Annotated in this window: 26 protein-coding genes and 3 tRNA genes; 25 read left to right on the top strand and 4 right to left on the bottom strand. The window is 64.2% G+C overall.

The window, feature by feature from the left end; all coding sequences use genetic code 11:
* The first annotated feature begins 78 nt into the window (after positions 1 to 78).
* From rimP to pnp, 7 genes are all read left to right on the top strand, one after another.
* A complete protein-coding gene (gene rimP / locus ROZ37_RS08125; protein ID WP_312658874.1) occupies positions 79 to 507 on the top strand; it encodes a ribosome maturation factor RimP in 429 nt (142 codons plus the stop codon).
* Between the two features lie 26 nt (positions 508 to 533).
* Complete coding sequence (nusA, locus tag ROZ37_RS08130; protein WP_312658785.1) at positions 534 to 2,009, top strand: transcription termination factor NusA; 1,476 nt, start codon at positions 534 to 536, stop codon at positions 2,007 to 2,009.
* 13 nt (positions 2,010 to 2,022) lie between these two features.
* A complete protein-coding gene (infB, locus tag ROZ37_RS08135) occupies positions 2,023 to 4,863 on the top strand; it encodes a translation initiation factor IF-2 (protein WP_312658787.1) in 2,841 nt (946 codons plus the stop codon).
* A gap of 3 nt (positions 4,864 to 4,866) precedes the next feature.
* Positions 4,867 to 5,250 (top strand): 30S ribosome-binding factor RbfA, encoded by a 384-nt coding sequence (gene rbfA / locus ROZ37_RS08140; protein WP_312658788.1) that lies wholly within the window; start codon positions 4,867 to 4,869, stop codon positions 5,248 to 5,250.
* A gap of 6 nt (positions 5,251 to 5,256) precedes the next feature.
* Positions 5,257 to 6,192: a tRNA pseudouridine(55) synthase TruB gene (gene truB / locus ROZ37_RS08145; protein WP_312658789.1), complete on the top strand. Its 936-nt coding sequence runs from the start codon at positions 5,257 to 5,259 to the stop codon at positions 6,190 to 6,192.
* Between the two features lie 68 nt (positions 6,193 to 6,260).
* Positions 6,261 to 6,530, top strand: a complete 270-nt coding sequence (gene rpsO / locus ROZ37_RS08150) for a 30S ribosomal protein S15 (RefSeq protein ID WP_011239109.1) — start codon at positions 6,261 to 6,263, stop codon at positions 6,528 to 6,530.
* Positions 6,531 to 6,692: 162 nt separating this feature from the next.
* Positions 6,693 to 8,792 (top strand): polyribonucleotide nucleotidyltransferase, encoded by a 2,100-nt coding sequence (pnp, locus tag ROZ37_RS08155; RefSeq protein ID WP_312658791.1) that lies wholly within the window; start codon positions 6,693 to 6,695, stop codon positions 8,790 to 8,792.
* 94 nt (positions 8,793 to 8,886) lie between these two features.
* Here pnp and dksA read toward each other — a convergent pair whose 3' ends face one another.
* Entirely contained in the window at positions 8,887 to 9,312 is a 426-nt protein-coding gene (gene dksA, locus ROZ37_RS08160; protein ID WP_312658792.1) for an RNA polymerase-binding protein DksA, read from the bottom strand.
* Positions 9,313 to 9,757: 445 nt separating this feature from the next.
* Between dksA and ROZ37_RS08165 the strand changes: the two genes are divergently transcribed.
* The 3 genes from ROZ37_RS08165 to ROZ37_RS08175 all read left to right on the top strand — a co-directional run bounded on the left by ROZ37_RS08165 (position 9,758) and on the right by ROZ37_RS08175 (position 10,057).
* Positions 9,758 to 9,834 (top strand) — tRNA-Pro (locus ROZ37_RS08165).
* A 25-nt stretch (positions 9,835 to 9,859) separates the two neighbouring features.
* Positions 9,860 to 9,936, top strand: a tRNA-Arg gene (locus ROZ37_RS08170).
* A gap of 45 nt (positions 9,937 to 9,981) precedes the next feature.
* A tRNA-His gene (locus ROZ37_RS08175) sits at positions 9,982 to 10,057 on the top strand.
* Positions 10,058 to 10,124: 67 nt separating this feature from the next.
* Here the strand turns inward: ROZ37_RS08175 and ROZ37_RS08180 are convergent.
* From ROZ37_RS08180 to ROZ37_RS08185, 3 genes are read right to left on the bottom strand one after another with little or no spacing between them, the layout of a single operon-like run.
* Positions 10,125 to 11,201: a tyrosine-type recombinase/integrase gene (locus ROZ37_RS08180; protein WP_312658794.1), complete on the bottom strand. Its 1,077-nt coding sequence runs from the start codon at positions 11,199 to 11,201 to the stop codon at positions 10,125 to 10,127.
* A complete protein-coding gene (locus ROZ37_RS22085; RefSeq protein ID WP_409449945.1) occupies positions 11,186 to 11,560 on the bottom strand; it encodes a DUF4224 domain-containing protein in 375 nt (124 codons plus the stop codon). Before ROZ37_RS22085 ends, ROZ37_RS08180 begins: the two co-directional genes overlap by 16 nt.
* Positions 11,561 to 11,607: 47 nt before the next feature.
* On the bottom strand, positions 11,608 to 12,693 hold the full coding sequence (locus ROZ37_RS08185) for an IS5 family transposase (RefSeq protein WP_312658795.1): 1,086 nt from the start codon (positions 12,691 to 12,693) through the stop codon (positions 11,608 to 11,610).
* Positions 12,694 to 12,819: 126 nt separating this feature from the next.
* On the opposite strand from ROZ37_RS08185, the gene ROZ37_RS08190 reads away from it, so the two are divergent.
* The 15 genes from ROZ37_RS08190 (at position 12,820) to ROZ37_RS08260 (ending at position 25,277) form a co-directional block, all read left to right on the top strand.
* Entirely contained in the window at positions 12,820 to 13,011 is a 192-nt protein-coding gene (locus tag ROZ37_RS08190) for a Flp family type IVb pilin (protein ID WP_312658796.1), read from the top strand.
* A gap of 107 nt (positions 13,012 to 13,118) precedes the next feature.
* Complete coding sequence (locus ROZ37_RS08195; RefSeq protein WP_312658798.1) at positions 13,119 to 13,289, top strand: Flp family type IVb pilin; 171 nt, start codon at positions 13,119 to 13,121, stop codon at positions 13,287 to 13,289.
* A gap of 65 nt (positions 13,290 to 13,354) precedes the next feature.
* Positions 13,355 to 13,525: a Flp family type IVb pilin gene (locus ROZ37_RS08200; RefSeq protein ID WP_312658800.1), complete on the top strand. Its 171-nt coding sequence runs from the start codon at positions 13,355 to 13,357 to the stop codon at positions 13,523 to 13,525.
* A gap of 60 nt (positions 13,526 to 13,585) precedes the next feature.
* A complete protein-coding gene (locus tag ROZ37_RS08205; protein WP_312658802.1) occupies positions 13,586 to 14,152 on the top strand; it encodes a prepilin peptidase in 567 nt (188 codons plus the stop codon).
* A gap of 4 nt (positions 14,153 to 14,156) precedes the next feature.
* Positions 14,157 to 15,476: an ATP-binding protein gene (locus tag ROZ37_RS08210; protein ID WP_312658804.1), complete on the top strand. Its 1,320-nt coding sequence runs from the start codon at positions 14,157 to 14,159 to the stop codon at positions 15,474 to 15,476.
* Positions 15,477 to 15,607: 131 nt separating this feature from the next.
* Positions 15,608 to 16,474 (top strand): Flp pilus assembly protein CpaB, encoded by an 867-nt coding sequence (cpaB, locus tag ROZ37_RS08215; RefSeq protein WP_312658806.1) that lies wholly within the window; start codon positions 15,608 to 15,610, stop codon positions 16,472 to 16,474.
* Positions 16,475 to 16,509: 35 nt separating this feature from the next.
* Positions 16,510 to 18,213, top strand: coding sequence for a type II and III secretion system protein family protein (locus ROZ37_RS08220; protein WP_312658807.1), 1,704 nt, complete (start codon positions 16,510 to 16,512; stop codon positions 18,211 to 18,213).
* Positions 18,214 to 18,223: 10 nt separating this feature from the next.
* Entirely contained in the window at positions 18,224 to 18,499 is a 276-nt protein-coding gene (locus ROZ37_RS08225) for a pilus assembly protein (RefSeq protein WP_312658809.1), read from the top strand.
* 63 nt (positions 18,500 to 18,562) lie between these two features.
* Entirely contained in the window at positions 18,563 to 19,837 is a 1,275-nt protein-coding gene (locus ROZ37_RS08230) for a Tad domain-containing protein (protein ID WP_312658811.1), read from the top strand.
* A gap of 11 nt (positions 19,838 to 19,848) precedes the next feature.
* On the top strand, positions 19,849 to 20,301 hold the full coding sequence (locus ROZ37_RS08235) for a TadE/TadG family type IV pilus assembly protein (protein WP_312658812.1): 453 nt from the start codon (positions 19,849 to 19,851) through the stop codon (positions 20,299 to 20,301).
* Between the two features lie 44 nt (positions 20,302 to 20,345).
* A complete protein-coding gene (locus tag ROZ37_RS08240) occupies positions 20,346 to 20,747 on the top strand; it encodes a pilus assembly protein (protein ID WP_312658813.1) in 402 nt (133 codons plus the stop codon).
* 34 nt (positions 20,748 to 20,781) lie between these two features.
* Positions 20,782 to 21,933 (top strand): AAA family ATPase, encoded by a 1,152-nt coding sequence (locus tag ROZ37_RS08245; protein ID WP_312658814.1) that lies wholly within the window; start codon positions 20,782 to 20,784, stop codon positions 21,931 to 21,933.
* A 28-nt stretch (positions 21,934 to 21,961) separates the two neighbouring features.
* The gene (locus ROZ37_RS08250) at positions 21,962 to 23,323 is read left to right on the top strand and encodes a CpaF family protein (RefSeq protein WP_312658815.1); all 1,362 of its coding nucleotides are present in this window, start codon (positions 21,962 to 21,964) and stop codon (positions 23,321 to 23,323) included.
* A 7-nt stretch (positions 23,324 to 23,330) separates the two neighbouring features.
* Entirely contained in the window at positions 23,331 to 24,305 is a 975-nt protein-coding gene (locus tag ROZ37_RS08255; protein WP_312658816.1) for a type II secretion system F family protein, read from the top strand.
* A 21-nt stretch (positions 24,306 to 24,326) separates the two neighbouring features.
* Positions 24,327 to 25,277 carry a type II secretion system F family protein gene (locus ROZ37_RS08260; protein ID WP_312658817.1) on the top strand — a complete coding sequence of 317 codons (951 nt, stop codon included), beginning with the start codon at positions 24,327 to 24,329 and terminating at the stop codon, positions 25,275 to 25,277.
* Positions 25,278 to 25,279 lie beyond the last annotated feature (2 nt).

Genomic DNA, 25,279 nt, shown 5'->3' on the forward strand with positions numbered 1-25,279 from the left:
CAGATTCCGCGTCCTCCAGTTTCGGTTGGAATCAACAGGGATGGGCGTTATGCCCATTTTTTATTTGTGGACGTGAAAATGAACGTCGAAGGTCTGGTCGAGCAGGTCGTCAGCGGACTCGGCTTCGAGTTGGTCGATTTCGAGACATCCCCGAAGGGGAGGCTGATGCGCGTTTTCATCGACATCGAGCGGGGCGTCACGGTTGATGACTGCGCGACCGTCAGCAACCAGCTGACCCGTGTGTTCGAGGTCGAAAACGTCGATTACGACCGCCTCGAAGTTTCGTCTCCCGGCCTGGATCGGCCGCTGAAGAAGCTGTCGGACTTCGAACGTTTCACCGGAAGCGACGTGCAGGTGCGGTTGCGCATGCCGATCGGCAATCAACGGAATTTTGCCGGCGTGCTCGAGGGAGTGGTCGACGGTCAGGTGCGGTTGCGCGCCGAGAAAGGCGAGGTCGCCTTTCCCTTCGACGAGATCGAGAAAGCACGCCTGGTACCCAAGTTTTGAGCTTTCGGATGTGGAGGTTTTGATTAATGAGCCGCGAAATATTGCTGCTTGTAGATGCGCTGGCGCGCGAAAAGAATGTGGCCAAGGACATCGTTTTCGGTGCCCTGGAGACGGCTCTCGCCTCTGCGACGAAGAAGCGCATCAATGATGAAGCCGACGTGCGCGTGACGATCGATCGCGAGACCGGCGACTACGAATCGTTCCGCCGCTGGCTCGTGATGCCCGACGAGGAAGTCGTCAACGACGAAGCGGAGATGGGCATCATCGACGCGCGGGACGTGGATGCGGGAATTCAGCTCGGCGACTACATCGAGGAGCCGCTCGAGCCGATCGATTTCGGCCGCATCGGCGCGCAGGCAGCCAAGCAGGTCATCCTGCAGCGGATTCGCGACGCGGAGCGCGAGCAGGTCCTGAACGACTTTCTCGAGCGCAAAGAGCACCTCGTGTCCGGCTCGATCAAGCGCATGGAGCGCGGCAACGCGATCATCGAAGTGGGCCGGCTCGAAGCCGTGATTCCGCGCGACCAGATGATTCCGCGTGAAAACCTGCGTGTCGGCGATCGCGTCAAGGCGTTCCTGCTGCGCATCGACCGCGGCGCCCGCGGGCCTCAGCTGATCCTGTCGCGTACCACGCCCGAATTCCTCGGCAAGCTGTTCGAACTCGAAGTGCCCGAGATCGAAGACGGGCTGCTCGAAATCAAGGCCTGCGCCCGCGACCCCGGGCTGCGGGCGAAGATCGCGGTGCAGTCGAACGACCCTCGCATCGATCCGATCGGGACCTGCGTCGGTCTTCGTGGCTCGCGCGTGACCGCGGTCCGGAACGAGATCGCCGGCGAGCAGATCGACATCATCGTGTGGTCGGGCGACCCCGCGCAGTTTGTCATCGCCGCGCTGCAGCCTGCCGAAGTGGTCTCGATCGTCGTCGACGAGGAAAGCCACGGCATGGATGTGGTCGTCGACGAGAACAACCTCGCCATCGCGATCGGTCGCAATGGCCAGAACGTCAAGCTCGCGTCCGAACTGACGGGCTGGACGATCAATCTGATGAGCGAGGAAGAGTCGGCACAGAAGACGGGGCAGGAGCGCGAGGGGTTGCGCAGCCTGTTCATGGAGAGGCTCGACGTCGACGACGAGCTGGCCGACATCCTGATCGACGAGGGGTTCTCGTCGCTCGAGGAAATCGCCTACGTTCCGCTTGCAGAGATGCTCGAGATCGAGGCGTTCGACGAGGAAACGGTGAACGAGCTGCGCAATCGCGCGCGCAACGTTCTGCTAACCGAAGCCATCGTCACGGAGGAGCATCTCGAAAGTGTTTCCGACGATCTGATCAACCTGGACGGCATGGACAAGCCGCTCGCCGCGAAGCTGGCCGAGCATGGCGTCCGTACTCGGGATGATCTTGCGGACCTGGCTGTGGATGAGCTGGTCGAGATCGCGGGGATCGAGCAAGAACGGGCGAGTGCGCTGATTTCGGTCGCGCGGGCGCACTGGTTCGAAGAATGATGGGAGGGCATTGATGGAACAGATGAGCGTAACCCAGTTTGCCGGCGAACTTAAGATGCCGGCCGCGGTACTGCTCGAGCAGTTGCAGAAGGCCGGCGTCCAGAAGACCGGCGCCGACCAATTGCTGTCCGAACAGGACAAGGCGCGGCTGCTCGAATATCTGCGCCGCTCGCATGGCGAGAATCAGCCCAAGGGCAAGATCACCCTCACCCGCAAGCAGACGTCTGAAATCCGCTCGACGGATTCGTCCGGTCGCGCCCGCACCGTCCAGGTGGAAGTCCGCAAGAAGCGTGTCTTCGTGAAGCGTGACGAGCTCGAAACGGCCGTCGTCGAGCAGCCGCCGGTCGAAGAGGACGAGTCGCTCGCGATCTCCCAGGGCCCGGCCGAGGAAGCTCAGGTTGTCGAAAGCGAAGTTGTCGCGGAATCGGTGCCTGAGCCTGAAACGATCGCCGAACTCCCGAGCGAGCCGGAGCCGGTGATCGAGCCGGAACCGGAACCGGAGCCCATTCCCGAGCCGGAGCCCGCTCCCGAACCCGAACCTGAGCCCGAATCCCAGCCGGAACCGGAGCGAGAGCCCGCCGAAGTCGAGGCGAAGGCGCAAGAACCGGTTGGCGGTACGGCCGCGCCGAGAAAGCCGCTTCGCGTTTCCATTCTGAGCGACGAGGAGCGTGCGGCCCGCGAACGTGAAGCGCGCCGGCATGAAGAGCTGCGCGCGAGGCAGATGGCGGACCTGAAGGCGAAGCAGGAACGCGAGGCTGCCGCCCGCGCTGCCGCCGAGGCGCGCAAGAACGAAGAGGAAGCGCGTCAGCGGGCCGAAGCCGAAAAACGTGCCGAAGCCGCGAAGCCGCAGCCGAAGGAAGCGCCGAAGGCGCCGACCGGAACCCTGCATCGGCCTGCGAAGACCGACGAGAAGGCCGGCAAGGACGCGAAGCGCGGGGTGCGCGGCGATGCTGCCGGCGACAGCGCGAAGCGGCGTGGCCTGAAGACCCGCGGAGAAGTCGGCGCGACCGGTTCGTGGCGCGGCGCACGCGGCGCGGGCGGGCGACAGGGCCGGGGCCAGCAGGACGAGCATCGGGCGTTCCAGGCTCCGACCGAGCCGGTCGTCCGTGAAGTCCACGTCCCTGAGACGATTTCCGTTGCCGATCTCGCGCACAAGATGTCGGTCAAGGCCGCCGAAGTCATCAAGAACCTGATGAAGATGGGTTCGATGGTGACGATCAACCAGGTCCTCGATCAGGAAACCGCGATGATTCTCGTCGAGGAAATGGGGCACAAGGCCTTCGCCGCGAAACTCGACGAGCCGGATGCCTTCCTCGAAAGTGCGGAGACGCACGACGCGCACGTCGAACCTCGCGCGCCGGTCGTCACCGTCATGGGCCACGTCGACCACGGCAAGACCTCGCTGCTCGATTACATCCGGCGTGCGAAGGTCGCGTCGGGCGAAGCCGGGGGCATTACCCAGCATATCGGCGCCTACCACGTCGAAACGGCGCGCGGGATGCTGACCTTCCTCGACACGCCGGGCCACGAAGCGTTCACCGCGATGCGGGCGCGCGGCGCGAAAGCGACCGACCTCGTGATCCTGGTCGTCGCGGCCGACGACGGCGTGATGCCGCAGACGCGTGAAGCGATTCACCATGCGAAGGCGGCGAACGTGCCGCTGGTCGTCGCCGTCAACAAGATCGACAAGCACGAGGCGAATCCGGAACGCGTGAAGCAGGAGCTGGTTGCCGAGGGCGTGCTGCCCGAGGAATACGGCGGCGATGTGATGTTCATCAACGTTTCGGCCAAGACGGGCGCCGGCATCGACGAACTGCTCGAAGCCGTGTTGCTGCAGGCCGAGGTGCTGGAGCTGACCGCGCCGGTGGAGACGCCGGCGAAGGGCCTGATCATCGAGGCGCGTCTCGACAAGGGACGCGGCCCGGTCGCGTCCCTGCTCGTGCAGTCGGGAACGTTGCGCAAGGGTGACGTCATGCTGGTCGGCGCGACCTTCGGTCGCATCCGCGCGATGCTGGACGAGAACGGCAAGCCGGTCGACGAAGCCGGGCCGTCGATCCCGGTCGAGATTCTCGGTCTGTCGGACGTGCCGGCAGCGGGCGACGAGGCGATCGCGCTTGCTGACGAGAAGAAGGCGCGCGAGATCGCGCTGTTCCGTCAGGGCAAGTTCCGCGAGGTGAAACTCGCGAAGCAGCAGGCCGCGAAGCTCGAAAGCATGTTCGAGCAGATGGGCGAGGGCGAAGTCAAGACGCTGCCGCTGATCATCAAGGCGGACGTCCAGGGCTCGCAGGAAGCGCTTGTCCAGGCGCTGAACAAGCTGTCTACGGAGGAGGTGCGCGTCAATACGATCCACTCCGCGGTAGGTGCGATCAGCGAGTCCGACGTCAACCTCGCGCAGGCTTCCGGCGCCGTCATCATCGGCTTCAACACGCGTGCCGACGCGGGTGCCCGGAAGCTCGCCGAAACCTTCGGTGTCGACATTCGCTACTACAACATCATTTACGACGCGGTCGACGAAGTGAAATCGGCACTGTCGGGGATGCTGGCTCCGGAGCGGCGCGAGAACGTCATCGGTCTCGTCGAGGTGCGGCAGGTGTTCAAGGTACCGAAGGTCGGCGCCGTGGCGGGCTGCTACGTCCTCGAGGGTCTCGTCAAGCGCGGTTCGCAGGTCCGCGTGCTGCGCGATCACGTCGTGATCCACTCCGGCGAGCTGGAATCGCTGAAGCGCTTCAAGGACGACGTCAAGGAGGTTCGGTCGGGCTTCGAATGCGGCCTGTCGATCCGCAACTTCAACGATGTCCAGGAAGGCGATCAACTGGAAGTGTACGAAATCCAGGAAATCGCGCGGACCCTTTAAGCCATGGCCAAGGAGTTTTCCCGAAGCCAGCGCGTGGCGGAGCAAATCCGCCGCGAGCTGGCGGAGCTGATCCGGTTGGAGGTGAAGGATCCCCGCGTGGGATTCATTACGCTGACCGACGTCGAAATCACACCGGACTACGCGCACGCGAAGGTGTTCTTCACGTCGATGCGGGGCGAGGAGGGGCTCGACGAAATCCTGATCGGCCTGCGTCGGGCGAGCGGTTTCCTGCGCCGGGAGCTCGGCAAGCGGGTCCGCATCCATACGCTGCCGGAGCTGCATTTCCAGTACGACAGCTCGGTGGAGCGCGGCAGCCGCATGTCGCAACTGATCGACGAGGTGGTTCGCGAGGATGACGCGCGCCACAAGGACGATCCGGAAAGCTGAGTCGTTTTGAAAGCATCGAAGCAATTCCGGCATCAGCGCCGGATCGTCGACGGCGTTCTGCTGCTCGACAAGCCGCAGGGAATGACCTCGAATGCCGCGCTGCAGACCGCGCGACGCCTGCTGAACGCGGCGAAGGCGGGTCACACCGGCACGCTCGACCCGATGGCAACCGGGCTCCTGCCGTTGACGTTTGGGGAGGCGACGAAGTTTTCGCAGATGCTCCTCGACGCCGACAAGGAGTATGAGGCGACGGTCCGGCTCGGGATCGAAACCGATACGGGCGACGCCGAGGGGACGCAGACCGTGACCGCGCCGGTGGACGTGACCGAGGATGCGATCCGCTCCGCGCTCGGCCGTCTGACCGGCGAGATCGAGCAGGTCCCGCCGATGTACTCCGCACTGAAGCGCGACGGTAGACCGCTTTACGAATACGCGCGCGCCGGGATCGAGGTGGAGCGGGCGGCGCGGAAGGTGACGATCCACGCGCTCGAACTTCTTGCTGTCGGTCCGGACTCGTTCCGGTTTCGCGTAGCCTGCAGCAAGGGAACCTACGTGCGCACGCTGGCGATCGATCTCGGCCGAATCCTCGGTTGCGGTGGTCATCTCAGCGCGCTGCGGCGTACCCGTATCGGACCGTTCTCGATCGGTCTCGCGACGACGCTGGATGCCCTCGAGGCGGCCGCGCCGGAGCAGCGGGACCGCTTGCTCGCGCCGGCCGACGCACTCGTCGTGCATCTTCCGCGGGTGGAGCTCGATGGCGCGCAGGCTGCCTTGCTGCTGCAAGGGCGCGTGCTCGCCGTTCCTGCGGGAAACGGGGGACTCGCGCGCATTTATGCGGAGGAACGCTTTCTCGGTCTCGGCGAACGCACGGCAGACGGCAAATTGTGCGCGAAACGGCTCGTTTCGACGAATGCGCCTCGTGTAAAAGTCGATAACGATTGAGTTTTAAGCCCGGCGTTCGGTATAATCCGCCGCTTCTGATTGGCAGAACGAAAAGAGTAAACACCCACATGGCTCTCGATACCGCATCCAAGTCGCAGATCGTCAACGACTTCCAGCGCGCCCAAGGTGACACCGGCTCGCCCGAAGTCCAGGTCGCGCTTCTCACGGCCCGTATCAACGGGCTCACCGGCCATTTCAAGGCCAACGCCAAGGATCACCACTCGCGCCGTGGCCTGCTCAAGATGGTTAGCCAGCGCCGCAAGCTGCTCGATTACCTGAAGGGCAAGAACGCCGATAGCTATCGCAACCTGATCGAGCGTCTGGGCCTGCGCAAGTAATTTTCCTGGCTGTGTCGAAGCCGACAGCGCCGAACAGGGCACTTTAAGCCAGCAAGCCGGTGCGGGTCCCGAGGGACCCGCACCGGCTTTGTTTTTAGTCTGTCTCGCTCGCCGTCATCGCAGTTGTAGTCCGCTGCTTCCAATTTCTAAAGGATATTCACCTTGCCTACCGCTATCAAAAAGACGTTTGCTTACGGCGCTCACACCGTCACCCTGGAGACGGGTGAAATCGCGCGCCAAGCCGGTGGCGCCGTTATCGTCAATATGGACGACACGATCGTTCTCGCGACGGTCGTCGCCGCGAAGGAAGCCAAGGCCGGACAGGACTTCTTCCCGCTGACGGTCGATTACGTCGAGAAGTTCTATGCCGCCGGTCGCATTCCCGGAGGCTTCTTCAAGCGCGAAGGCCGCCCGACCGAGAAGGAAACGCTCACCAGCCGCCTGATCGACCGCCCGATCCGTCCACTGTTTCCGGAAGGCTTTTATAACGAAGTGCAGGTCATTGTTACGGTCTTGTCGCTGAACCCCGAAGTCGACCCCGACATCCCGGCGATGATCGGCGCGTCGGCTGCGCTCGCGATCTCCGGCGTGCCGTTCGATGGCCCGATCGGTGCCTGCCGCGTCGGCTACACAGATGGCCAGTACCAGTTGAATCCGACCGTCGAGCAACTCAAGGCGAGCGAATTGAACCTCGTTGTCGCCGGCACCGAAGCCGCTGTGCTGATGGTCGAGTCGGAAGCCAAGGAGTTGTCCGAAGAGGTGATGCTGGGCGCGGTCGTGTTCGGCCACCAGCAAATGCAGGCCGCGATCCGCGCGATCAACGAGCTCGTCGAAGTCGCAGGCAAGCCCGAATGGGATTGGCAGCCGCCCGCGAAGAACGAGCCGCTGATCGCCCGCATCAAGGAACTCGCGGGCGCCGAGCTCGAAGAGGCTTTCCGCATCACGAGCAAGCAGGCCCGGACGCAGCGCATTGCCGAGATCCGCAAGAAAACGATTGCTGCCGTGACCGAAAACGTCGAGGTGCCGCCGTCCTCGAACGAATTGAAGGACATCTTCCACGAACTCGAAGCCGGCGTCGTGCGGAGCCGCATCCTCGCCGGGGAGCCGCGGATCGACGGTCGCGACACCCGCACCGTGCGCCCGATCGAAATCCGCGTCGGCGTGCTGCCGCGCACTCACGGGTCCGCGTTGTTCACGCGCGGCGAGACGCAGGCTCTGGTGATCGCGACGCTGGGAACCGGCCGTGATGAGCAGATCATCGACGCGATCGCGGGCGAGTACCGCGAGAGCTTCCTGCTCCACTACAACTTCCCGCCGTTCTCCACCGGCGAAACCGGGCGTATGGGCGTGACCAAGCGCCGTGAAGTCGGGCATGGCCGCCTCGCGAAGCGCGCCCTTGTGGCGGCCTTGCCGCCGTCCGAGGACTTCAGCTACACCGTTCGGGTGGTGTCGGAGATCACCGAGTCCAATGGTTCGAGCTCGATGGCCTCCGTGTGCGGCGGCTCGCTCGCGATGATGGACGCGGGTGTGCCGATGAAGGCGCACGTCGCCGGCATCGCGATGGGCCTGATCAAGGAAGGCAATCGCTTCGCCGTGCTGACCGACATCCTCGGCGATGAGGATCACCTCGGCGACATGGACTTCAAGGTCGCCGGTACCGAGAATGGCGTCACCGCACTTCAGATGGACATCAAGATCCAGGGCATTACGAAGGAGATCATGCAGGTCGCACTCGCGCAGGCGGGCGAAGGGCGGATCCATATTCTCGCCCTGATGAAACAGGCACTCGCATCTCATCGCGGCGAGGTGTCTGAGTTCGCTCCGCGCATGATCACGATGAAGATCAACCCGGAGAAGATCCGCGACGTCATCGGCAAGGGCGGTGCGGTGATCCGCGGGCTGCAGGAAGAGACGGGCACGGTCATCGAGCTGCAGGACGATGGCAGCGTCACGATCTCGTCGGTGAGCGCCGACGGTGCGCAACTTGCGAAGGAAAAGATCGAGGCGATCACTGCCGAAGTCGAAGTCGGCAAGGTCTATAACGGGACCGTGGTTCGCCTGCTCGATTTCGGCGCAATCGTGAATATCATGCCGGGCCGCGACGGACTGCTGCACGTGTCCCAGATCGCAAACGAGCGGGTCAATAACGTCGCCGACTATGTCAAGGAAGGTCAGGCGGTGCGCGTCAAGGTGCTGGAGACGGATGAGCGCGGCAAGATCCGTCTGAGCATGAAGGCGCTGCTCGACCAAGCTGCCGAGTAAGTGGTGGCGATTTAGATCGTGAAAAAGGGACGCCGCGGCGTCCCTTTTTTTCAAGCCGGCGCGGCGGATGCCGCGACGGCAACTTCGGCCCTCGTTACTTCGCAACCTGCCGCTCGCGCATTTCCTCGAGCGTCTTGCAATCGATGCACATCGTTGCGGTCGGACGGGCTTCGAGGCGCTTCAACCCGATCTCGACGCCGCAGCTGTCGCAGTATCCGTATTCGCCGGCGGCGATGCGCCCGAGCGCTTCGTCGATCTTCTTGATCAGCTTGCGTTCACGGTCGCGGTTGCGCAGTTCGAGTGCAATATCGGATTCCTGGCTCGCTCGGTCGTTCGGATCGGCGAACACCGTCGCCTCGTCCTGCATCGTGTGCACCGTGCGCTCGATATCGCCCATCAGTTCCCGCTTGACCGATTCGAGCATGTCGCGGAAGTGCGCCAACTGCTTCTCGCTCATGTAGTCCTCGCCTTCGGCGGGGACGTAAGGCGGGAATTGCTTCTGCAGTGTATCGTCCGTCATGACTTCGACTTCCGGTTGATTGTTGAAGGAAGCGAACTAATATCAGAATCCGCATCCCCGGGCAAGCAATCGGGAGGCCAGTCCCCGCGGGCGTCGAAGTATGAATTGCGCTTTGGGTGAAACCTGGCTTGAAGGGCTCGACGTTCGCTCAAGGAAGCATGGTTTTCCGGTTCTAGGCCGCGGACTGCTGCGCAACTGCTGCTGACGCCGCTATCGAAGGGGCGATCTGGTTCGCCGTAAGCTCGTCGCCAACTGAGTTTAGAAGCCCGCCGGAACGGCGGCGGTCCTAGGTCAGCAAGGGCATGATGTGCTCGAGGTCCTGTAGATTTTCACCGATCTTCACTGTTTAGCGGGTGCGGCGAAACTATCGGCACGCCGTCTGCCGCTGACATCGTGCAATCAGCGTTTGACGCAGTTCGATTCGATGTGTATTATTCGCGGCTCTCGGGGTGTAGCGCAGTCCGGTAGCGCGCTTGCTTTGGGAGCAAGATGTCGGGGGTTCGAATCCCTCCACCCCGACCAGCTCACCCCGATGCCCGCGGGATTTCTGCCCGTAGCTCAATTGGATAGAGCACCGGCCTTCTAAGCCGGGGGTTACAGGTTCGATCCCTGTCGGGCAGGCCAGAAGTAAAGGTTTCTGAGTGCAGAATTTCTGCACTCGTGAAAGTGGCGGCATTAGCTCAGTCGGTAGAGCACTGGATTGTGGCTCCAGGTGTCACCGGTTCGATCCCGGTATGTCGCCCCAAGTATTTCAATAGCTTACGAGCTATTGCCCGGCGCCGGTGGTGTCGCTTCTTACAAACTTTGTAAGATCAGCGGGCCGCCGGCGCTTTTCTTATACGCCTTCTGTCATAGACCTTGCTCACGACAGCTTCCGTCCGGTGGCCTGTCAGGTCGCTTGCCTTGCGGCCGGCTTCGGTGGTGTCCGTGACCGCTTTCGCGCGCAGATCGTGGAAGGTGAAGCGCTCGTTTTCTGCTTCTTCCCACGCGTTCATCATGCGTTGCCACATCGACTTGAAGCCGCTCGCCGTGTAGGGCTGGCCGTCGCCGTTGTAGATCAGATAGGTGCTGGTGATCTTCGCGGGGAGAGCAAGGCACTCGTCGACCGCGGTACGCAGAGCTTGCGTCCATTGGACGAGCGTCCGCGCGCCGCGCTTTCGCTTCGCGAACTCGATGCCGTCCTCCTTGATTTGCGTGCGGCTGATTTTCAGGACTTGCCCGAGCGCTTTCCCGGTGAGGTAGGCGATCTGGGCGGCGAGCGCGAGCCGAAGGCCGGCGTCGCTCGTCTGCTTGACCGGGCTGTCCGTGCCGAGGTGGCCGTTGCCACGGCAGAACGCGAGGAACGCATCGAACTCGACGTCGGTGACCAGGCGGTCCCGCTCGTTCTCTTCGTTGCGCTCGACGCCGGTGCACGGGTTGGCGTCGAGTGCGCCGGCATTCACCAGGCGCGAGAACATGCGCGAGAGCAACGCAATCTCACGGTTGGCCCGGACCGGCGCTTCTGCGCCCCGGTAGAGATGCAGGTAGTCCCAGACGTGTTTCGGGCGCACGGCCTCAGGCGACATCTTGCCGAAGGCCTTCTTCAGCGAGACGAGCTCGAGCGCGTTGCTGTCGAGAGTTTCAGTCGAGAGTTTCCCGCGCTCGACGAGGCGGCGCCGCTCTTTCATGAGCTCGTCCAGGTGGTCGGCAATCGTGCCAACGGGTGAGCTCTCGCCGTCGAGTTCGAGGAGCTTGCGCTTCGCTTCTTTGAGATCGTGCCCGAGGTTGACCCGTTTGTTGTCCGGCGTAATCGTGTAGTACGTCGTCGCGCGCTTTCCGCGGTAGACGTACAGGCGGGTCATGCCGAGATCCAGCCCGGTTTTCCGTCGTCCGATCATGCTGCCGTCCATGCCGAGAAGTCGGGTTCGTCAGCGCCCAGGCGAGCCGAGTCCAGGCCGAGCTTCTTTTCCGCGAAGGCGCGAAGCACTTTCGGGTTGCCCATCCTCGATACGGTATAGACCCACCCGTTCTGGTCGAGCCATCGGCACTGCAGGTGCTTGACGCGTGCGTCAGTCAGCTCGCGCAACTCTTCGGGGGTTAGCAGGGTGTTGAAAATTCCGCCTTCACCTTCGGTTTCCGGCCGCCTGGAAAAAAATCGATGCTGAAAAGATCCGACCTGAGCCGCCCTGATGACGATTCCAGCTGCTTTTTCAGCCGATTGTGCAACGGCAATTGGGCAGCGCTCCCCGTCCCTACAAAGACAACGTATTCAACAATCAAATGCCTCAACGCAAATGGCGCGATGGCGCCATCGGATTACGGCGCCAGCAAGTTACCCAGCCGCGTCAGGTTGTATGCGGCGAAATTGAGCAGCGCATGAGCGCGAATCGTTTCCAGGCCGCGTGCCATCAGACGGCGCAGCGTGCCGATGTCCTTCGCCCAGCCAAACGCCTCTTCGATCATCTTTCGACGACGCAGGCTGACCGCGTAGCCTTTCGTGGCCTTGACCGCCACGGGCACGGCGCTGCCCTTGGTCTTGGCGGCAACGTGCGGCAGCACGCCCAGCGGCTTGAGCGCAGCGATGAATTCGGCGGTGTCGTAACCCCGGTCGGCCGCCAGCGTCGGCTTGCGCCTCGAGTCGGCCGGCTTCACGGTGCGCTTGACCATCACCAGCGCGGCGTCGCGCTCGGCGGTGCCCGTGGCCTGCGTGGTCTGTACATCGACGATCAGCCCGTTGCGGTTCTCCGCCAGCGCATGGGTCGTGAAGCTCAGATAGGCGCCACCGCCGCCTTTGCTGGCGAGCAAGGCGTCGGGGTCGGTGCGTGAGACATGCGTCGCGTTCGAGCGCTTCTGTCCCCGGAAGTCGACCTCGGGGTTGCGGCCCTGATCCGGTCCCGGGGGCTCGTCCGAGCCATCGCGTGCGGCCAGGCTCTTGTGCGAGGCCCACGCCCGCAGCAGCGAACCGTCGACGCTGAAGTGCTCGTCCGAGACCAGATCGGCCCACTCGGCAATCGCCACCACGCCACCGAAGAATTCGCGCATCACGCATTCCTTGAGCAGTCGCTCGCGATTGGCCGAGAACGTCGAGTGATCCCACACCGCCTCGTCCAGCGTCAGGCCCACGAACCAGCGAAACATCATGTTGAAGTCGATATGCTCGACCAGTGCGCGTTCCGAGCGAATCGAGAACAGGCATTGCAGCAACGACGCGCGCAGCAATCGCTCCGGGGCAATCGAGGGACGACCGCCTTCGGCATACAGCGAATCGAAAGTCGGCGACATGGCACGCAGCACCAAATCGGCCAGCACTCTGACTCGACGCAACGGGTGGTCGGCAGGAATGCGGTCCTCAATATTGACGTAACTGAACAGAGCGTTCTGTTTGTGGTCGGTGCCACGCATCGAGATTATTGATTTGTTGATTCGAATGGAATTATATCAGCCCTGAAATACCCGCCAATACTAGGATTTATCGTAAATCAACACCCTGCTAATCTGGAATCAAACGAAAGAACGGGGAAAACCGCGATGAAGAATTGGCAAATAAGCGGGATGTTGAAGGACTTCATCGCGGATCAGGACGGCGTCACCTCGATCGAATACGCGCTCCTTGCGGCGCTGATCTTCGTTGTTATCGTCGCCTCGGTGGTCGCGCTGGGAGCAGCGGTCGAGGCGATGTATGACGGGGTCGCGCAGAAGGTTTCGGATGCGGTGACATAGACGCCTCGCATTTCGACCGCGTTACGACGTTTTCCCGAAACGGCCCTTCCGTTTCGGAGCATTGCCGGAAGGTCCGGCGTTTTTTTATCAAAAAAACGGAGATGAAAATGTTGAAAATGGTCAAGCAGTTTGTTCGCGACGAAGAAGGCGTTACGGCGATCGAATACGGTTTGCTCGCATCGCTGATTGCGCTGGCGATCATTACCGGGGCCACTCTCCTCGGGGGGAAACTTGACGCCATGTTCACCTTTATCGCTGGGAAGCTCAAGACACAGTGATCAGCAGAGGGCCTCGATGGAGGTCAATCCATGAGGCCCGCTCATTATTTGTCACGGAGATAGCGATGCTTGAAATGCTGAAGAACTTTGCACAGGAAGAAGACGGCGTAACTGCAATTGAATATGGTCTGATTGCTTCCTTAATCGCACTTGCAATCATTACCGGCGCGACATTGCTTGGCGGGAAGCTAGACGCAACGTTTACCTACATTGCCGGGATTCTAAAGACATCATGATCTAGACGACTGCCCGCTTTCAACTTCAGGCGGGCCGCTCGAAGAAATCTAGCTACCGCCATGATCGCTACCCTTCTTCTGCTTGCGCTTCTCTTTGCTGCGCTGATTTCTGATCTTAGAAATCGACGGATTCCCAATGAGCTGGTCCTATTGGGGCTGGCATCGGCCCTGACGATTAGTCTGGTCCCAACATTTGATGCTGCAATTGGAAAGACCTCCGGCATAGATCTCGACGTACTTTCGGCCTTTGGAGGACTGACCGTGGCTCTCGTCGGAATGCTGCCTCTGTACGCGCTGCGTGCGATGGGAGCCGGCGATGTCAAGCTGATGATGATGGTCGGCGCGTTTCTCGGGCCGATGCAAACCCTCGGCGTCGTCGTGCTGACGTTCGTCTCCGGCGGCGTGCTCGCGATCGTCATGGCGCTGTGGCAGCGCTCGTTCCGGCAGCTCGCGACGAACCTGCGCTTCATGCTGACGACGAGCGCGGTCCGCGCCGCGGGGGGACAGGCGCCGCGTTTCGAGCCGCTCGCGCAGACCGCCGGCCGGATGCCCTACGCGGTCGCGATCGCCGCCGGCACGGTGCTGCAACTGATTCTGGTCCGCTCCGGCGGCTGGGCGTTGAGCTGATGGAATGAACCACGTGAACGCACCGACTTCGACCTCGAACGTGATCCCGCTCGGCGAGCCCGCAGGCTTCCCGCGCGCGCCGCGTACACTCGACGAAACCGGCCTGCCGCTGCTGTTCCTCGTCGAGCTCGCGACCAAGCTCCTGTTCGTCCGCGGCCAGATGCGGCTGACCGAGCTGTCGCAGCAGTTGCGGCTGCCGGCGATCGTGCTCGAGAGCCTGCTCGCGTTCATGCGCGCGGAGCGGATCTGCGAGGTCATGCGCCGGGGCGAGACGGACGGCGACATCCTCTACGAACTCACCGACGCCGGCCGTGCGCGCGCGTCGGAATATCTCGGCCGCTGCAAGTACGCAGGCGCTGCGCCGGTGAGCCTCGCCGCGTACGTCGCGCAGGTCGAGCGCCAGTCGGTGACGAAGATGAACGTCACGCGCGAAGGCGTGAACGACGCGTTCCGCGGGCTGATCGTCAAGCCGGAAGTGCGCGACCAGCTCGGCGCCGCGATGGGCTCGGGGCGCGCGCTGTTCCTGTACGGCCCGGCCGGCGCCGGCAAGACCTACCTCGCCGAACGGCTCGCGCTGCTGCTCGACGGCGACGTCGCGGTGCCGCACGCGATCCTCGTCGACGGCGAGATCATCCAGGTGTTCGACCCGCTGATCCACACGCCGGTCGCCGATGACCACCGTCCCGCGGCGCTCGACGTGATGATGCGGCCCGACCAGCGCTGGGTGCGCTGCCGGCGGCCGGTCGCGATCACCGGCGGCGAGCTCACGCTGCGGATGCTCGACCTCGACTACGACGCGAGCAGCGGCTTCTACCAGGCGCCGCCGCACGTGAAGGCGAACAACGGGCTCTTCGTCGTCGACGACCTCGGCCGCCAGATCGTCACGCCCGAGCAGTTGATGAACCGCTGGATCGTGCCGATGGACCGGCACCACGACTACCTCGCGCTGCACAGCGGCACGAAGTTCGCGCTGCCGTTCGACGTCGTGCTCGTGTTCTCGACGAACCTGATGCCGCAGGACGTCGCCGACCCGGCCTTCCTGCGCCGGCTCGGCTACAAGATCCACATCGGGCCGATGGATGAGAACGACTATCGCCGCATCTTCGTCGGCGTTTGCGAAGCGCGCGGTGTGCCGTTCGACGAGGCGGCGTTCGGGACACTGGTCAAGGATTACCACGAGGCGCATGGCCAGCCGCTGCTCGCGTGCTACCCGCGCGACCTCGTCAACCAGATCGCGGACCTCGCCCGCTACCTGGGCGAGCCGCCACGTCTGACGCGAGAGGCGTTGGACTGGGCCTGGCATAACTACTTCGCGACCCGATAGGGCGCGAATCGGAGGGAGGGGGAGGCCGGCGACCGCGCAAGCGGTCGCCGGAACCTACCCACTGCGCGCAGTGCGGGCGCTTTGGCGGACGACGGCATAACGAGCGCCGCCGCGGAAACAAGGGGATTCGAATGAAAGCAAAGGGGATGGGATTTCTGCTGGTCGCGATGCTCGCCGGCCTCGCCGCGGTCGTGCTCGGCGTGCGCTGGCTGCAGGCGAAATCGGCCAGCGGCGGCAATGGGATCGCGGTCGCCGCGGTCGAGCTGCAGCTCGGCAGCCGCATCGCACCCGAGGCGATCCGCCTCGTCGAATGGCCGTCGGGCAGCATCCCGAACGGCGCGTTCACCGACCTCGCGAAGCTCGACGGCCGCGTCGCGATCACCGGCATCCAGCCGGGGGAGCCGATCCTTGAATCGCGCCTCGCGCCGGAAGGCACGAAAGGTGGGCTGTCGGCGGTCGTGCCGGAAGGCAAGCGCGCGATCACCGTGCGCGTCAACGACGTGATCGGCGTCGCCGGCTTCACCCTGCCGGGCAACTACGTCGACATCATGGTGAACACCGAGAACACCGGCGCGAACCGCAACAACGCGGACCAGATGATCTCGAAGATCGTCCTCGAGCGGATCCTCGTGCTCGCGGTCGCGCAGGAAGCGAACCGCGACGAGACAAAGCCGAAGGTCGTGAACGCGGTGACGCTCGAAGTCACGCCCGAGCAGGCCGAGCGGCTCGACCTCGCGCGCAGCGTCGGCAACCTGTCGCTGGTGCTGCGCAACCAGATCGACTCGAACCCGACCGACACGGCCGGCATCACGAAGGCGATGTTGCTGCGCACGTCTGTTGAAACCCCTGCGCCCGCGCAACCGAAGCCCGCCGCGCCGCGCCGCGCCGCGGCCAATCCCCGTACCGAATCTCCTGCCCCTGCACCCGCGCCGGCCCCGAAGCAACAGGTCTGCGTCGAGGTGATCCGCGGCGTCTCCAAGGTCAACGAATGCTTCTAGCCGCTTCCAATCGATTGCCGAGCGCAGGGAACATCATGAGCACGAACACCACATCCAATCGTCCACGCTCCAAGGCGGTCGGTGCGGCCGTCGCACTGGCGCTGATGCTGCCCGTCGCCGCCCATGCAGCCATCGCCACCTCACCGGCGGCGCCGAAGACGGCCGCCGTCGCGGCGACCGGCGGTTCGCCCTGCGGGCGCGTCGAAATTGCGCCGATGGTCACGATCCCGGTCGGCAAGTCGTCGGTGATCCGGCCCGACGTCCCGGTCACGCGCATCCTGCTCGGCAACCCCGACAACGCACAGGCCGCACGGCCGAGCGCCGAACCGGCGAAGGACGACAAGAACGCGAAGCAGACGAAACAGAGCGACGGCCGGCCCGGCGTCGCGCAGGTCGACGTGCTGCTGCTGAGCCCGAACGAGATCTATCTGCTCGGCAAGAGCGTCGGTTCGACGAACGTCGTGCTCGTCGACCGCTCCGGCGGCTGTACGGCGCTCGATGTCACCGTCGCGATGGACGTGACGTCGGTACAGAGCGCGCTCGCGGCACTGCTGCCGGACGAGAAGGGCATCAAGGTGACGTCCGCATACGACTCGCTCGTGCTGACCGGCACGGTAAGCGACGCGACCAAGGTCGAGCGCGCGATCGAAATCGCGTCGGCGTACGTGCGCGAAGGCGACGGGGGCGAGAGTGGGCGCAACGTGCGCGTGCTGAACATGCTCGGCGTCGGCGCCCCGCAGCAGGTGATGCTCGAAGTGAAGGTCGCCGAGGTTTCGAAAGCGGTGATGGACCGCTTCGGCATCGATTTCTCCCGCGCCTACGCGGCCGGCGACGGGACGATGATTCGCTTCCTGTCCGGCGTGTTCGGCGGCAAGGGCTCGGTCGGCGGACAGGTGTCGGGCACCGTGGGCGCGCGCGTGGGCGGCGGTATCGTCGATTCCATCAGCAACAGCAGCGGCACCAGCGCGATCACCGCGCCGATCGGAAACGCGACGATCGGCGGCGACGCAACGACGGTCCCGCTGATTTCCGGCAAGAACAGCACGCTGATCGGCGTCGATGCGCAAAAGAGCGACGGCCTCGTGAAGATCCTCGCCGAGCCTACCGTCATGGCGATCAGCGGCCAGGAAGGGAGCTTCCTCGCCGGCGGCAAGATCTTCATCCCCGTCTCCCAGAACGACGGCGGGACGAGAACCGTCACGTTGGAGGAAAAGGAGTTCGGCGTCTCGGTGAAATTCACGCCGACGGTGCTCGACGGCGGCCGCATCAATCTCGCGGTGCGGCCGGAGGTCTCCGAGCTGAACCGCGAAGGCGTCGGCCTGAGCGCGCCCGGCGTGAATGGCCTCGCGATCCTGCCGTCCTTCACGACCCGCCGCGCGTTCACGACGGTTCAGCTCCGCGACGGCCAGAGCTTCGCGATCGGCGGCCTGATCAAGAACAACACGACGACGAACATCAAGGCGTTCCCGATCCTCGGCGAATTGCCGATCCTCGGTGCGCTGTTCCGCAGCACCGAGTTCCAGACGGACCGTTCGGAACTCGTGTTCGTCATCACCCCGCGCCTCGTCAAGCCGCTGCCGGAGAACTACGCGCTGCCGACCGACAACTACGTCGAGCCGAGCCGCAGCGACGTGATCTGGCGCGGCAAGCTCGAAGGTGACGGCCCGACCCCCGCCGACCAGCCCGACCTCCTGCCCGGTGCGGAAGCTCCCGCCCGCGGCGGCTTTGCACCGAAGTGAGGAACAGACCATGAACGCATTCGTCCGCGCCGCCGCTCCGCTCGTGGCGCTCGCCCTCGGCGGCTGTGTCGCAACTTCGCCCAACTGGGAAGCGCGCTTCGGTGAGGCCGCACGCGTCACAACCGCGCAGCAAATCATTTCGCCCGAAGCGTCCCAGAACAGTGACCCGGTCGCAGGCGTCGACGGCAAGGCTGCCAGCGAGGCGATGCGCGGCTACGCAAAGAGCTTCAGCGAACCCGAGCCGCAGCCGTCGCTGATGACGATCGGCGTGGGTGGCGGCAAGTAACGCTTGTTACGGAGAGTAGACGTGGGTAATCGGTTCGATCTACGGCACAGGCAGCAGGGCGCAGTGGCAATCATCGTAGCGCTGTGCATGGTGGTCCTTGTCGGATTCGCCGGTCTGGCGCTGGATGGCGGCCACTTGTATGTAACCAAAACCGAGCTACAGAACGCGGCCGATGCCTGCGCCTTGGCAGCTTCCTACGAGCTGACCGGCTCACCGATCGAGGAAGGAAACTTCGAGCGTGCCATAAACGCCGGATCGACGGTCGGCACCCAGAACCGCGTCGATTTCCAGGGAGGTTCGATCGTTCCAGCCGATATCGACGTGGAGTTCGCCTCGTCGCTCAGCGGGCCATGGTCATCATCCGGCTCGGGCAGTTCGAAATACGTGCGCTGCACGATCGTGCAGGACGAGATCGCGCCATGGTTCATGCAGGTGCTCGGATTCGGCAACCAGACGGTCCGCGCCTTCGCGACCGCCACGCTGGCTCCCTCCCAGAGCAATTGCGCGATTCCGATGGGTCTTTGCACCAACGGTGGGACACCCCCCGACTACGGTTACGTGAAGGGACAGTGGTATTCAATGAACTTCGACGAATCCGGCTCCAGCGTCACCGGTAATTTCCGATGGGTCGATTTCGATCCGAGTTCGGAGACAACGGGCTGTCCCGGCGGGGGAGCCCAGGAACTCGCATGCTTGTTCGAGAAAGGGGGAGAGTGTTCGCTCCCCCCGCAAGGCCCACTCACCTGCTCGGGAGCCTCGCCAGGCAACCCCATCTCCGGATGTATCGGGCAAACGGGCTCGGCGAATTCGCTGCAAAAGGCGTTCAACGCTCGTTTCGGGATTTGCCAAGGCGGAAACTGCACCAATGATGAGTTGCGGATGTCTCCGCCTGATTTCACTGGCTTTGCATATAACGCAAGCACCTGGCAGAACCCGCCGCCCCAGAATGCGTACGCGGGAACATACGCAGGCACGCTCAATTTCTCTTCCGCCCGCACGTCGGACCAAGCCTCGTACCGGCAAGTGCAGGAGGCTGAGGTGCCCAGCGGTGCGAAGCGTGCGAGCTTCGATCAGATGAAACAGTTCGGCGCCGACCGCCGCTTGGTAACCGTTCCGCTGGTCGAGTGTTTACCCGATTTTGACAAAGGTCAGCAGGCCCCGATCCGCGGCTACGCATGCGTTCTTTTGCTCGAGCCGTACAAGAAGGTCGGGAGCAATGTGATTGTCAGCGCCGAATATCTCGGCCGCTCCAACGAGCCTGGCAGCCCCTGCGCCACCTCGGGGGCGGTCGGAAACTCGACGTCCGCGGGGCCGCTGGTCCCCGCGCTCGTGCAGTGAGGATGTCCGTCATGCGCCGGTATATGCGCGGAGTGGCCGCGGTCGAGTTCGCGATTTTGGCAATTCCGCTCGTGACCTTGGCCTTCGGCATTACCGAGATCGGCCGCGCGATCTATTCATACAACACGCTGGTCAAGTCGGTGCGCGACGCGGCGCGTTTTCTCACATCGCAGGCTCCGGGCGATCCCACGAAACATGCAATGGCCAAGTCCATGGCTGTATACGGCGCACCCAACTGCACCGGCTGCGCGCCCCTGGCATCCGGCCTGACGACCGGCATGATCCAGACATGCGACTCGGCCCTGCCCTGCGAGGGCGTGACCAACACCCTGCCCACCGGCTCGGGAATCATCAAGACGGTAACGGTGCGCATCGTCGGCTATCCCTACAACTCGCTGGTGGAATTCGTGGTGTCCGACATGAATTTCAACAACATCAGCATCACGATGAGGTCGCATTTATGAGGACGCGCCTCGCATCACACGAGCGCCAGCGAGGCACTACCGCGGTGGAGTTCGCGATCGTGTCGGTGCTGTTCTTCACGCTGCTCCTGGGCGTGATGGAAATGGGGCGGCTCCTGTGGACCTGGAACGCTGCAGTCGAAGCCACGCGACTTGGCGCGCGATTGGCAGTGGTATGCAGCAAGGATGACGTCGACATCGTCGCACGCATGCGGACGATGCTTCCTGCACTTCAACCCGGCCACATCCAGATCGACTACCTGAACCCTCCCGACGCAGCCAACAGCTGTACGAGCGCCAACTGCAAATCGGTCCGCGTGCGCCTGTCCGGCTACACCCACGTACCCATCATCCCTTTCTTGCCCATGTCGCTAACCATTCCCGCCTTCCAGACGACGCTTCCGCGCGAGAGCATGGAGAGCGCCGGCAATCCCGTTTGCAACCCTTGAGGCCCATCGGCCAGATGCAATCAAGGAACACGCCATGAAAATCAGAATCCTCTCCGACAGCCACGAGAATGCGGAGCGCTTGCGGGCCTCGCTCGCCGGGACGGGAAGTTCGATGGATATCGCGGTCGGACACGCGACGTCGAGCGAGCCGCTCGGCGCGGTCAACGGGACCGTCCCGGACATCGTCGTCCTCGACGCGTTCGACCCGGCCGACATCGCGGCGCTCGAGACGCTGACACTGCGTTTCCCGCAGATCGACCCGATCGTGATCACCGGTGATACGTCGTCGGACTTTCTGCTCCGCGCGCTGCGCGCCGGCGTGCGCGAAGTGCTGCCCGGCACACCGACGCCCGAAGCGCTGCTCGGCGCGGTCGCACGAATTCGCGTGAAGCGCGGCGGCGCGCCCACCGACGGCAAAATCCTCGCCCTCACCTCCTGCAAAGGCGGCAGCGGCGCAACTTTCCTCGCGACGAACCTCGCGTGGGTGCTCGCGGCGACGCATGGCAAGCGCGTTGCGCTGATCGACCTGAACCTGCAGTTCGGCGACGCGGCGATGTACGTGACGGACCAGAAGCCGGCGAGCAACCTCGCGCTGGTGTGTCAGCAGATCCATCGGCTGGACGCGGCCTTCCTGACGTCGGCGATGATCGAGGTCGCGCCCGGCTTCCACCTGCTCGCGGCGCCGGACGACCCGGCGCATTCGATCGACGTGAAGGCGGAGCATGTCGAGGCGATCCTGAAGGTCGCGCGGGCGAACTTCGATTTCGTCGTCGTCGACGTCGGCCGCTCGCTCGACGCGGTGAGCCTGCAGCCGTTCGACATGGCGGACATGATCTTTCCGGTCGTGCAGCTGACGCTGCCGTTCATCCGCGAGGCGAAGCGGCTCGTCGAGGTGTTCGTGTCGCTCGGCTACCCAATGTCGAAGGTCGGGCTGATCGTCAATCGCCACCTCAAGAACAGCGAGATCAGCGTCGCCGACCTCGAGCGCACGGTGCAGGCGAAGCTCTTCAAAACGGTGCCGAACAGCTACGACACGGTCGCGGCGTCGGTGAACCAGGGCGAGCCGATCGCGCGGCTGGCGAAGAACAGTCCGGTGACGAAGGCGCTGCGCGAGATCGCGGACTCGCTCGCGGCCGAGCCCGAGAAGGCGAGCCGCGGCTGGCTGTCGCGGCTGTTCGCGCACTGAGCCGCCCCCTCTTCGAAAGGAATCTGAAATGAGTCTTCGCCAGCGCCTCGAAGCGGTTTCGGTGTCCGCCGACATCGCGCCGCGGCCGCCCGTGGGCGGCGCCGAGCCCGTCGTGAACAAGGCGTACCAGGCGCTGAAGATGCGCATCCATCAGCTGCTGCTGTCGCGCATCGACCTCGAAGCGATGGAGAGCCTGTCGCCCGACCAGTTGCGCGACGAGCTGCGGCTGATGGTCGAGCGCCTGCTCGCCGAGGAGAACGTCGTCGTCAACACGAGCGAGCGGCGCGACCTCGTGCGCGACATCCAGTACGAGATGCTCGGGCTCGGGCCGATCGAACCGCTGCTTGCCGATCCGTCGGTCTCTGACATCCTGATCAACGGCGCACACCAGATCTACGTCGAGCGCCACGGCAAGATCGAGCTGACCGACGTGACGTTCAGCGACGACGCGCACCTGATGAAGATCATCGACAAGATCGTGTCGCGCGTCGGCCGGCGCGTCGACGAGTCGAGCCCGATGGTCGACGCGCGGCTGCCGGACGGCTCGCGCGTGAACGCGATCATCCCGCCGCTCGCGCTCGACGGGCCGGTCGTGTCGATCCGCCGCTTCGCCGCGGTGCCGCTGACGATGGAGAAGCTGATCGGCTTCAAGGCCTTGACGCCGCCGATGGGAGAGCTCCTCGCCGGACTCGTGCGCGCGGAGGTCAACATCCTGATCTCGGGCGGCACCGGCAGCGGCAAGACGACGCTGCTGAACATCCTGTCGAGCAACATCCCGCACGACGAGCGCATCGTCACGATCGAGGACGCGGCCGAGCTGCAGCTGCAGCAGCCGCACGTCGTGCGACTCGAGACGCGACCGCCGAACATCGAGGGCAAGGGTGAAGTCAGCCAGCGGGCGCTGGTGCGCAACGCGCTGCGGATGCGGCCGGACCGCATCATCCTCGGCGAGACGCGCGGCGCCGAAGCGTTCGACGTGTTGCAGGCGATGAACACCGGCCACGAGGGCTCGATGACGACGGTGCACGCGAACACGCCGCGCGACGCGATCGGCCGCATGGAGAACATGATCGGCATGTCGGACGCGAACCTGCCGCCGAAGGTCGCGCGCGCACAGATCGCGAGCGCGATCGGCGTAATCGTGCAGGCGAGCCGACTGACCGACGGCAAGCGCAAGATCGTCAGCATCCAGGAGATCACCGGGATGGAAGGCGAGATGATCACGATGCAGGAGATCTTCGCGTTCCGGCAGACCGGGATCGCCGAGGGCGGCGCGGTGCAGGGCTATTTCAGCGCGACCGGCGTGCGGCCGCACTTCGCCGACCGACTGCGCTCGTACGGCATCCGGCTGCCGGAAGAGATGTTCGACCCGGGCCGGCGTTTCGAGTGAGGTGGCGATGGACATCCTGACGCTCCTCTTCGCGCTCGCGACATTCGTCGCGGTGGTGCTGTTCCTCGAAGGCGGCTACCTGTGGTGGAAGTCGACGCACAGCGCCGAGGTCAAGCGGTTGAACCGGCGCCTCGACGAAGTCGCGAGCGGCATCCGCAGCGCGAAGCCGGCAACGCTGTACAAGGAGCAGAACGAGGCCGGATCGGCGGCCGGCGACCGGCTGCTCGCGGCGGTGCCGCAGCTCTCCGGGCTGAACCGGATGATCGTGCAGTCGCGGCTGCAGCTGACGCTCGCGCAGTTCGCCGGCTGGACGCTCGCGCTCGCGGCCCTCGGCTTCGCGCTGCCGGTGCTGCTGAACCGGCCGCTGTTTCTCGGCGTCGCGTTCGCCGCGATGCTCGGCGCGCTGCCGCTGCTGTACGTCGCACGCGCGAGAAACCGCCACATGCAGGACTTCGAGCGGCAGCTGCCCGAGGCGCTCGACCTCATGGGCCGCGCGCTGCGCGCGGGGCACGCGTTTCCGACCGCGATCAAGATGGTCGCCGAGGAGATGAAGGACCCGATCGGCGGCGAGTTCCGCATCCTGTTCGACGAGATGAACTATGGCGTGCCGCAGCAGACCGCGCTGCTGAATCTCGCATCGCGCACCGACAGCACCGACCTGTCGTACTTCGTCATCGCGGTGCTGATCCAGCGCGACTCCGGCGGCAACCTCGCCGAGCTCCTCGACAACATCAGCAAGATCGTGCGCTCGCGCCTGAAGCTATATGGCGAGATCCGCACGTTGTCGGCCGAAGGCCGGCTGTCGGCGTGGATCCTCGGCTGCCTGCCGTTCGCGACCGCGGCGCTGATCAACATCGTCAATCCGGGCTTCATGAAGGTGCTGTGGGAAGACCCGGCCGGGATCAACTTCATTTACGGCGCGCTCGGCATGATGGTCATGGGCGTGCTGTGGATGCGCAAGATCATCCGCATCCGCGTGTAGCGGCAGGAAAGGGAAGCAAGCATGGACCTCACGCAGATCGCCTTTCTCGGGCTGCTGTTCGTCGCGGTGACGGCGGGCGCGTTCTACGTCATGAGCCTCTTCTCGCGCTCGCCGACGGCCGAGCGGTTGAGCGCGATCGCGGGCGATGGCAAGGCGTCGGCCGGCGCGGGCGCCGACGCGTGGATCGAGCGCACCGTGAAGCTGACGAAGCCGTTCGCAAAACTCTCGACGCCCGAGGACAGCGAGGACACGTCGGCGCTGCGCGCGCGCTTCATGCACGCGGGCATCCGCCACGCGTCGGCGCCGCTCGCGTTCTTCGGCGTCAAGACCGCGCTCGCGCTCGGCCTGCCGCTGGCCACGTATTTCGGCGTGCTGGTGTCGTCGCCAGGGCTGCAGTTCCAGGGGACGCTCTTCGTCGTGCTTCTCGCGGCGACGCTCGGCTACTACGCGCCGAACATCGTGCTGAACCGGCTGATCTTCGTGCGCCAGCGCGAGATCTTCGAGACCTTCCCGGACGCGCTCGACCTGATGACGGTGTGCGTCGAAGCCGGTCTCGGCGTCGAAGCGGCGCTCGTGCGCGTCGCCGACGAGATGCAGCACAAGAGCGAGGCGCTCGCGGAGGAACTGCATCTGGTCACGCTCGAACTGCGCGCCGGCCTCGAACGTGCGCGCGCGCTGCGCAACCTCGCCGCTCGCACCGGCGTCGAGGAAGTCGAAGGCTTCGTCGCGATGATCATCCAGGCCGAGCGCTTCGGCACCAGCATCGCCCAATCGCTGCGCGTGCATTCGGACATGCTGCGCACGCGCCGCCGCCAGCGCGCGGAGGAAGCCGCGGCGAAGATCGCGCTGAAACTGCTGTTCCCGCTGATCTTCTTCATCTTCCCGTCGCTGATGCTGGTGCTGCTCGGGCCGGCGATGATCCAGATCTACCGCATCCTGCTGCCGACAATGGCTGGAACGAGCGGCGGTTGAGC

Source organism: Aromatoleum sp., from assembly GCF_032027225.1.
Lineage (GTDB): Bacteria > Pseudomonadota > Gammaproteobacteria > Burkholderiales > Rhodocyclaceae > Aromatoleum.

Coding starts and splice junctions, on each gene's coding strand:
- ROZ37_RS08210 (WP_312658804.1), top strand. CDS start 14,157: ATGAACCACGTGAACGCACCGACTTCGACCTCGAACGTGATCCCGCTC.
- ROZ37_RS08250 (WP_312658815.1), top strand. CDS start 21,962: ATGAGTCTTCGCCAGCGCCTCGAAGCGGTTTCGGTGTCCGCCGACATC.
- infB (WP_312658787.1), top strand. CDS start 2,023: ATGGAACAGATGAGCGTAACCCAGTTTGCCGGCGAACTTAAGATGCCG.
- cpaB (WP_312658806.1), top strand. CDS start 15,608: ATGAAAGCAAAGGGGATGGGATTTCTGCTGGTCGCGATGCTCGCCGGC.
- dksA (WP_312658792.1), bottom strand. CDS start 9,312: ATGACGGACGATACACTGCAGAAGCAATTCCCGCCTTACGTCCCCGCC.
- nusA (WP_312658785.1), top strand. CDS start 534: ATGAGCCGCGAAATATTGCTGCTTGTAGATGCGCTGGCGCGCGAAAAG.
- ROZ37_RS08180 (WP_312658794.1), bottom strand. CDS start 11,201: ATGGACGGCAGCATGATCGGACGACGGAAAACCGGGCTGGATCTCGGC.
- ROZ37_RS08245 (WP_312658814.1), top strand. CDS start 20,782: ATGAAAATCAGAATCCTCTCCGACAGCCACGAGAATGCGGAGCGCTTG.
- ROZ37_RS08260 (WP_312658817.1), top strand. CDS start 24,327: ATGGACCTCACGCAGATCGCCTTTCTCGGGCTGCTGTTCGTCGCGGTG.
- ROZ37_RS08195 (WP_312658798.1), top strand. CDS start 13,119: ATGTTGAAAATGGTCAAGCAGTTTGTTCGCGACGAAGAAGGCGTTACG.
- rbfA (WP_312658788.1), top strand. CDS start 4,867: ATGGCCAAGGAGTTTTCCCGAAGCCAGCGCGTGGCGGAGCAAATCCGC.
- ROZ37_RS08185 (WP_312658795.1), bottom strand. CDS start 12,693: ATGCGTGGCACCGACCACAAACAGAACGCTCTGTTCAGTTACGTCAAT.
- ROZ37_RS08220 (WP_312658807.1), top strand. CDS start 16,510: ATGAGCACGAACACCACATCCAATCGTCCACGCTCCAAGGCGGTCGGT.
- ROZ37_RS08190 (WP_312658796.1), top strand. CDS start 12,820: ATGAAGAATTGGCAAATAAGCGGGATGTTGAAGGACTTCATCGCGGAT.
- ROZ37_RS08205 (WP_312658802.1), top strand. CDS start 13,586: ATGATCGCTACCCTTCTTCTGCTTGCGCTTCTCTTTGCTGCGCTGATT.
- rimP (WP_312658874.1), top strand. CDS start 79: ATGAACGTCGAAGGTCTGGTCGAGCAGGTCGTCAGCGGACTCGGCTTC.
- rpsO (WP_011239109.1), top strand. CDS start 6,261: ATGGCTCTCGATACCGCATCCAAGTCGCAGATCGTCAACGACTTCCAG.
- ROZ37_RS08235 (WP_312658812.1), top strand. CDS start 19,849: ATGCGCCGGTATATGCGCGGAGTGGCCGCGGTCGAGTTCGCGATTTTG.
- ROZ37_RS08225 (WP_312658809.1), top strand. CDS start 18,224: ATGAACGCATTCGTCCGCGCCGCCGCTCCGCTCGTGGCGCTCGCCCTC.
- ROZ37_RS08255 (WP_312658816.1), top strand. CDS start 23,331: ATGGACATCCTGACGCTCCTCTTCGCGCTCGCGACATTCGTCGCGGTG.
- ROZ37_RS08200 (WP_312658800.1), top strand. CDS start 13,355: ATGCTTGAAATGCTGAAGAACTTTGCACAGGAAGAAGACGGCGTAACT.